The 6,364-nt window shown below is 74.5% G+C and carries 7 protein-coding genes; 2 read left to right on the forward strand and 5 right to left on the reverse strand.

All coding sequences use genetic code 11. From position 1 onward, the window contains the following. Positions 1–119 precede the first annotated feature (119 nt). The 3 genes from ACWF9Z_RS03845 to ACWF9Z_RS03855 form a co-directional block, all read right to left on the reverse strand. Positions 120–905 carry a putative protein N(5)-glutamine methyltransferase gene (locus ACWF9Z_RS03845; protein ID WP_453597090.1) on the reverse strand — a complete coding sequence of 262 codons (786 nt, stop codon included), beginning with the start codon at positions 903–905 and terminating at the stop codon, positions 120–122. A gap of 11 nt (positions 906–916) precedes the next feature. After that, entirely contained in the window at positions 917–2,182 is a 1,266-nt protein-coding gene (locus tag ACWF9Z_RS03850; RefSeq protein ID WP_453597092.1) for a GNAT family N-acetyltransferase, read from the reverse strand. A gap of 133 nt (positions 2,183–2,315) precedes the next feature. Next, positions 2,316–2,930 carry an RsiG family protein gene (locus ACWF9Z_RS03855; RefSeq protein WP_453597094.1) on the reverse strand — a complete coding sequence of 205 codons (615 nt, stop codon included), beginning with the start codon at positions 2,928–2,930 and terminating at the stop codon, positions 2,316–2,318. Positions 2,931–3,061: 131 nt separating this feature from the next. Between ACWF9Z_RS03855 and dtd the strand changes: the two genes are divergently transcribed. Next, complete coding sequence (gene dtd / locus ACWF9Z_RS03860) at positions 3,062–3,487, forward strand: D-aminoacyl-tRNA deacylase (protein ID WP_453597096.1); 426 nt, start codon at positions 3,062–3,064, stop codon at positions 3,485–3,487. A gap of 70 nt (positions 3,488–3,557) precedes the next feature. On the opposite strand, the gene ygfZ is transcribed toward dtd, so the two are convergent. Together ygfZ and ACWF9Z_RS03870 are read right to left on the reverse strand one after the other, a co-directional pair. Continuing rightward, positions 3,558–4,526, reverse strand: coding sequence for a CAF17-like 4Fe-4S cluster assembly/insertion protein YgfZ (gene ygfZ, locus ACWF9Z_RS03865; protein WP_453597098.1), 969 nt, complete (start codon positions 4,524–4,526; stop codon positions 3,558–3,560). Between the two features lie 32 nt (positions 4,527–4,558). Beyond that, positions 4,559–5,017, reverse strand: a complete 459-nt coding sequence (locus ACWF9Z_RS03870; RefSeq protein WP_453597238.1) for a Fur family transcriptional regulator — start codon at positions 5,015–5,017, stop codon at positions 4,559–4,561. Positions 5,018–5,561: 544 nt separating this feature from the next. On the opposite strand from ACWF9Z_RS03870, the gene ACWF9Z_RS03875 reads away from it, so the two are divergent. Then, positions 5,562–6,269, forward strand: a complete 708-nt coding sequence (locus ACWF9Z_RS03875) for a glycoside hydrolase domain-containing protein (protein ID WP_453597240.1) — start codon at positions 5,562–5,564, stop codon at positions 6,267–6,269. Positions 6,270–6,364: the final 95 nt, after the last annotated feature.

A 6,364-nucleotide genomic window follows, 5' to 3' on the forward strand; every position in this document is an offset into this window, starting at 1 on the left:
CTCTGTTGTGCGGCGTGTCTCTCTACACAAACACCACACATATACGCGCGCGCGCCCGCGGGGGGCGGGGGGGGGGGGGGCGGCGGGGGGCCCCCCCCCCGCGGCCGCCGCCCGGCCGGTTACGCCGTCGCGACGACCACCGTCGCGTAGTACTCCTCCGAGGTCACCGCCCGCACGGACAGGCCCGCCGCCGCCAGGGCCGACGCCGTGACCGGGGACTGGCGGGCACTCGTCTCGATCAGCAGCCGGCCTCCCGGGGCCAGCCAGGGCGGAGCGCCCTCCGCCACCCGGCGGTGGATGTCCAGGCCGTCCGCGCCGCCGTCCAGGGAGACGGGCGGTTCGTGGTCGCGGGCCTCCGCCGGAAGCAGCCCCAGCTCGGAGGTGGGGACGTACGGGGCGTTGACCACGAGGACGTCCACCCGGCCCCGGAGCTCGGCCGGAAGGGAAGCGTAGAGGTCGCCCTCCCAGACCTGCCCGCCGTACGGGGCCACGTTGCGACGGGCGTAGACGAGCGCGACCGGGTCGATGTCGGTGGCGTGCAGTACGGCGCCCGGGACCTGGGCCGCCACCGCCGCGCCCAGCGCGCCCACCCCGCAGCACAGGTCCACGACCACCGCGCCGGGGCGGGCCGAGGCCACCGCCTCCTGTGCCAGGAACTCGCTGCGCCTGCGCGGCACGAAGGCCCCCGCGCCGACCTCCATCCGCAGACCGCAGAACTGCGCCCAGCCGACCACGTGTTCCAGCGGTTCGCCCGCCACCCGCCGGGCCGCCAGTGCGGCCAGGTGCCCCTCGTCCTCGGCGGCCGCCAGCAGCAGCTCCGCCTCCTCCTCCGCGAAGACGCAGCCCGCCGCGCGCAGGAGTTCCACCAGTGCCGCCGGTGTCGCGGGTGTCGCAGGTGTCGTCATGTTTCCCATTCTCAGAAGACGTCCGGGCACCACGGGCGCCGGGGCGTACGGAACACCGCGTCCGCGAGCTCCAGCGCCCCCGGCCGGGCGCCGTCCACCACGGCGATCTCACCGAGCGCCCCCAGCCGCACCGCCGACTCGTCGCCGAGGTACAGCGCCGCCAACGCGCCGACGCCGAGGCGCAGATCGGCCGGCTCGTCCGTCCGTACGCAGTCCCCCGCGCCGGCGTCCAGCCGGTAGCGGCCGTCGGCCAGCCCGGCCCGGTCCTCGACCTCCAGGACGAGGACCCCGGCCGTGGCGTACGTCCGCGCACTCAGGGCCCGTACGACGTCCAGCAGCCGCACCCACAGCCAGTCCGCGTGGGTCACCACACGGGCGGCGCGGGCGTCGGGCAGCAGCCGGGCCACGAGGTCGTCGGGGGCGCGGTAGCCGGTGCGGATCTTGAGCACCCAGTCGATGGAGCACAGGAACTCCCACAGCGCCCGTTCCGCGTCCGGGGTGAGCGCGATCAACTGCCGTACCTGCAGGGTGTTCTCCGGGACCTTCCCGTCCGTCCAGTGGTCGGCGCACACATAGGAGACCAGGCCGGCCACCTCGCCCGACGCCGTCCGGTACACGGCGTTGAACTTCTCCTTGAACGGGCGGTGGGACCACTCCTCGACCCCGGTGGTCAACCGCCACCAGCGCGCGTCGCGGTTGACCGTGCCCGGCGTGAGCGCCCGCACCCGCTCGTACAGTTCGGGCCCCACCTTCCGGACCTCGTCCTGGTCCACCAGCTCGATCCGCCCGGCCGGGCGGGACGGACGGCGGCGCGCGTCCAGTCCGGTGCGCGGTACGTCGATCTCCCATTCCGAGACGGAGGCCGCGGGCCCGTACCCGTGGTGGCCGTAGATCGGGTATTCGGCGGCGATCAGCGTCGACAGCACGTCACCGCGCGCCTTCGCGGCGGCCAGCTCGACGGCCATCATCCGTGTCAGCAGCCCGCGCCGGCGGTGCGTGGGCAGCACGGTGACGTTCGTGACGGCGCTCGACGGTACGAACGCCCCGCCCGGCACGGTCAGTTCCTGCGAGAAGGAGCGGAGGGTCGCCGCGCACCGGCCGGTGGCGGTGTCGAACCCGCCCAGCGTCCGGGCCGTGTCGCCGTACTCGGCGCACTGGGCCACGTCGCTCTCGGTCGCGGTGTCCGCGCGCAGGAAGCCGGTGTGCAGGGCTCGCAGCCACTCGGGGATCTCTGATTCGGCGATCGGCCGGACGTCCACGTCAGCGTCAGCGTTCATAGCGGCCCACGCTAATCCGCCCGCCGCACCGCGTCGCCCGGTTTTTCGCCGGGCGCGGACCCGTCGGGTCCGGCCTGCCGCGTACGGCCGCGTCGGCGCGTACGGCCGCGTCGGCGCGTACCGCCCCGACCGCTCAGGCCAGCAGGTCGTCCACCTGGGCCTCGCCCTCGCGGTAGCGCCGGGTGATCTCCGTACTGCAGTCGTCCGCCGTGCGCTGCAACTGCTGGCGGCGGCGCGAGACCTGCTGTTCGTAGCGCACCAGGCGGCCCAGGCCCTCGTGCAGTTCCCCGTCGGTCCGCGCGCCCAGGTCCGAGAGCTCCACGTCGGACAGCATCTCGGCGGCCAGCAGCCGGTACTCCTCCCCGTGCGGGGTGCCGAGCGTGACGTGCCGGGCGGAGGCGCTGCGGGTGGACGGGGCGTCGGCGAGGATCTCCGACAGCCGGTCCACGACCGGCGCCTCCGGATCCGTCCGCCGGGCCAGCTCGGCGCGCAGGATGTCGATGCGGCCCTGGAGCAGCCGCCGTACGTAGCTCAGGTCGGCCTCGTCGCGCTGCGCGTCGCGGCGCAGCGCGCGCAGTTCCGGGAGGCCGAGCGCGGTGGTCTGAGCCGGCGCGGCCTCTCCGGTGCCGGTGCCGGTAGCGGTGCGCTGCGCGGGCGGGCGCAGGACCGACGTGTCGGCGGGCACGACGGGTGCAACAGGTGCAACGGGTACAGCGGGTGCAGGTGCGGAGGTACCAGAAATGTTCATCGTTCGTGTCCGTCCCCTCGACCGGTGCTGGGGGCACCGCCTGCGTGCATCGTGCCACTCCCCGTGGTGCCGATGCAGTCCCACTCCACCCGATCGGCCCCGGACGGGTGCACGCCTGGTACACAGGTGGTATGCGAGCAGTGGTGCAGAGGGTGGACGGCGCGAGCGTCGTGGTGGCCGGCGAGACCGTCGGGGAGATCGTCGGCGAGGGGCTGTGCGTGCTGGTGGGGGTGACCCATGACGACACCCCGGAAAAGGCGGCGCTGCTGGCGCGCAAGCTGTGGTCGGTGCGGATCCTCGAGGCGGAGAAGTCCTGCAGCGACGTGAACGCGCCCCTGCTGGTGATCTCCCAGTTCACGCTCTACGGAGACGCCCGCAAGGGCCGCCGGCCCACGTGGAACGCGGCCGCGCCCGGCCCGGTCGCCGAACCCCTCGTGGACGAGGTCGTGGCGCAGCTGCGGGCGCTGGGCGCGACGGTGGAGACGGGCCGGTTCGGAGCGGAGATGCGGGTCTCGCTGACCAACAACGGCCCGTTCACGATCGTCATCGACATCTAGCGCGGTACGCGCCGTAGCGCCGTGGCGTCGGCCCTACGGCTCTACGGCGCGGCGCTACGGCCCTACGGCCCTACGGCGCTACGACGACCTCCTGCGCGGCGGCCGTGTCGCCGGCCAGCAGCGGCGCGTCCACCGGGACGTTCCGCTTGACCAGCGCGAGCGCGATCGGGCCGAGCTCGTGGTGGCGGACGGCCGTGGTCACGAAGCCCAGCTGGCGGCCCTCCTGCCCGTCCGCGGCCAGCCGTACGGGCGCCCCGTGGGCGGGGAGCAGCACCTCGGAACCGTCCAGGTGCAGGAAGACCAGCCGGCGCGGCGGCTTCCCCAGGTTGTGGACGCGGGCGACGGTCTCCTGGCCGCGGTAGCAGCCCTTCTGCAGGTGCACGGCTGTGCCGATCCAGCCCAGCTCGTGCGGGATGGTGCGGTGGTCGGTCTCCAGGCCGAGCCGCGGCCGGTGCGCCTCGACGCGCAGGGCCTCGTGGGCGAGCAGGCCGGCGGCCGGGCCGTGGGAGGCGGCGAAGGCCTCCAGTTCGGCGCGGGGCAGGAAGACGTCGCGGCCGTACGCGGTCTCCCGTACGGCGAGTTCCTTGGCGACCTCGGCGGTGGAGCCGGCCGGCAGGTGCACGAGCGCGAAGTCGGCGGTGGCGTCGGCGACTTCCACCCGGTAGAAGAACTTCATCGACTCCAGGTAGGCGAGGAGCGCCTCCTCGGTGCCGGGCTCGACGTGCATCCACATGGTCTCGCCGTCGTCGACGAGGTAGAGCGCGTGCTCGATGTGGCCGTTCGCGGAGAGGATCAGCGCCTCGGTGGCCTGGCCCGCCGGGAGCTCGGTGACGTGCTGAGTGATCAGCAGGTGCAGCCAGCTCAGCCGGTCCGGGCCGGTGACGGTGAGGACCCCGCGGTGGGAGAGGTCGACGAAGCCGCGTCCGTCGGCGAGGGCGCGCTGTTCTCCGTACAGCTCTCCGTAGTGGGCGGCGACGCCCTCGTCGCGGCCTTCGGCCGGTACCGCGCCGGGGAGATGGAGCAAGGGGCTGCTGGTCATGCCCCCAGCCTACGACCCCGCCCGGCGGCCTCCTAGGGAGTGCTCGCGGCCCTGCCGTCCCGGGGTGCGGCCGCGCACTTCTTGCAGAGTCCGAAGATCGCGAAGTGTTTCATGTCGGTCTCGAAGCCGAAGGCGTTCCGGAGCTTGGCCGTGAAATCGGCGGCGACGTCCAGGTCCGCCTCGATGACGTCGGCGCAGTCGCGGCAGACCAGGTGGATGTGGTGGTGGCGGTCGGCGAGGTGGTACGTCGGGGCCCCGTGCCCGAGGTGGGCGTGCGAGACGAGCTTCAGCTCCTCCAGGAGCTCCAGCGTGCGGTAGACCGTGGAGATGTTGACCCCGGAGGCCGTCTTGCGCACCTCGGCGAGGATCTCGTCCGGGGTCCCGTGCTCCAGGGCGTCGACGGCCTCGAGCACGAGCTGGCGCTGCGGCGTGAGGCGGTACCCGCGCTGGCGCAGGTCGCTCTTCCAGTCGCCGCCGTCCGCTCCGGCGATGCCGGCGGCCGTCCCGGTGCTGCTGGCGCTGGCGCTGGTGCTCTCGGTTCTGTCGCTGGTCACCACCCGGCCAGTGTAGGCCGCGGCCCCGGCCACCCCAACTGTCCGCACGTTCCGATCGGATGATAGGCATGCGTCGCGATCTCCCCGAGTTCGCGTGCCCCTCCCGTGCTGCCCGCTAAGGAACCCCTTGTCCACTTCCAGCCCCCGGCCCGGTGCCGCGCTGACCGCCGCCGGCCTCCTCGCCGCGGCGACCCTGCTGATCAGCGGCTGCGGAGGGCCCGCCGACGCGCCGCGCACCGCGGCCGCGGGCGCGCAGGCCGCGGCCTCCGAACCGGGGACGGCCCCGGCCTCCCCGGCGGCCTCCGGCTCCCCTTCCGCCTCCGCCTCCGCCTCCGCATCGGCCTCGGGATCCCCCTCCGCTTCGGCCTCCCCCGGCGCCTCCGCGTCCGCGTCGGGGACGGCCTCCGCCGCCCCGGGCGCCCCGAAGGCTCCGGGCGGGGGCGCCCCTGCGGCGGCTCCGGCCGGCTCCTCCTCGGGCGGCGTGTTCACCGGCCTGGCCTTCGACACCTGCACCGCGCCGTCCGCCGCCACGATGAACGCGTGGCGCGGGACCTCCCCGTACGGGGCCGTGGCCGTCTACGTCGGCGGCAAGAACCGCGGCTGCGCGCAGCCGCAGCTCACCGCCTCCTGGGTGAGCACGGTCAGCGCCGCCGGCTGGAAGCTGATCCCGCTCTACGTCGGCGCCCAGCCCCCGTGCCAGACCGGCACCAGCCCGGAGAAGATCACCGCCGCCACCGCGCAGTCGCTGGGCGCGGCCGACGGCGCGGACGCGGTGGCCAAGGCCTCCGCGCTGGGCATGCGGGCGGGCAGCACGCTCTACCTGGACATGGAGGCGTACAGCACGGCCGACACGGCGTGCGCGGACGCGGTCCTCACCTACGTCAAGGCCTTCGACCGGACGGTGAAGGCGAAGTCCTACCGGCCCGGCTTCTACGGGTTCGCCTCCTCCAGCGCCGCCGGCATCGCCAAGGCGGCCGAGCGCGGCGAGGCCGATCTGCCCGAGGCCCTCTGGTACGCCAAGTACGACGGCGCCGCCGACACCACCGGGAGCTGGCCGTACTCCGCCGGCCTGTTCTCCGGGCACCGGCGCGGGCACCAGTACCAGGTCAACCAGCGCGAGACGTACGGCGGCGCCACCGTGACCGTGGACCGCAACGCCTGGGACGGGCCGGTCGCGGTCACCGGCTGACCCCGCACGCGAAGGAGCCCCCGGCCGCCGGGGGCGGCCGGGGGGGCAGCGCGGGGGGGGGGGGGTGTCCGCGGGGGCCCGGGACAAGGCGGATG

The sequence above is a fragment of the Streptomyces sp. NPDC054961 genome (assembly GCF_053609145.1).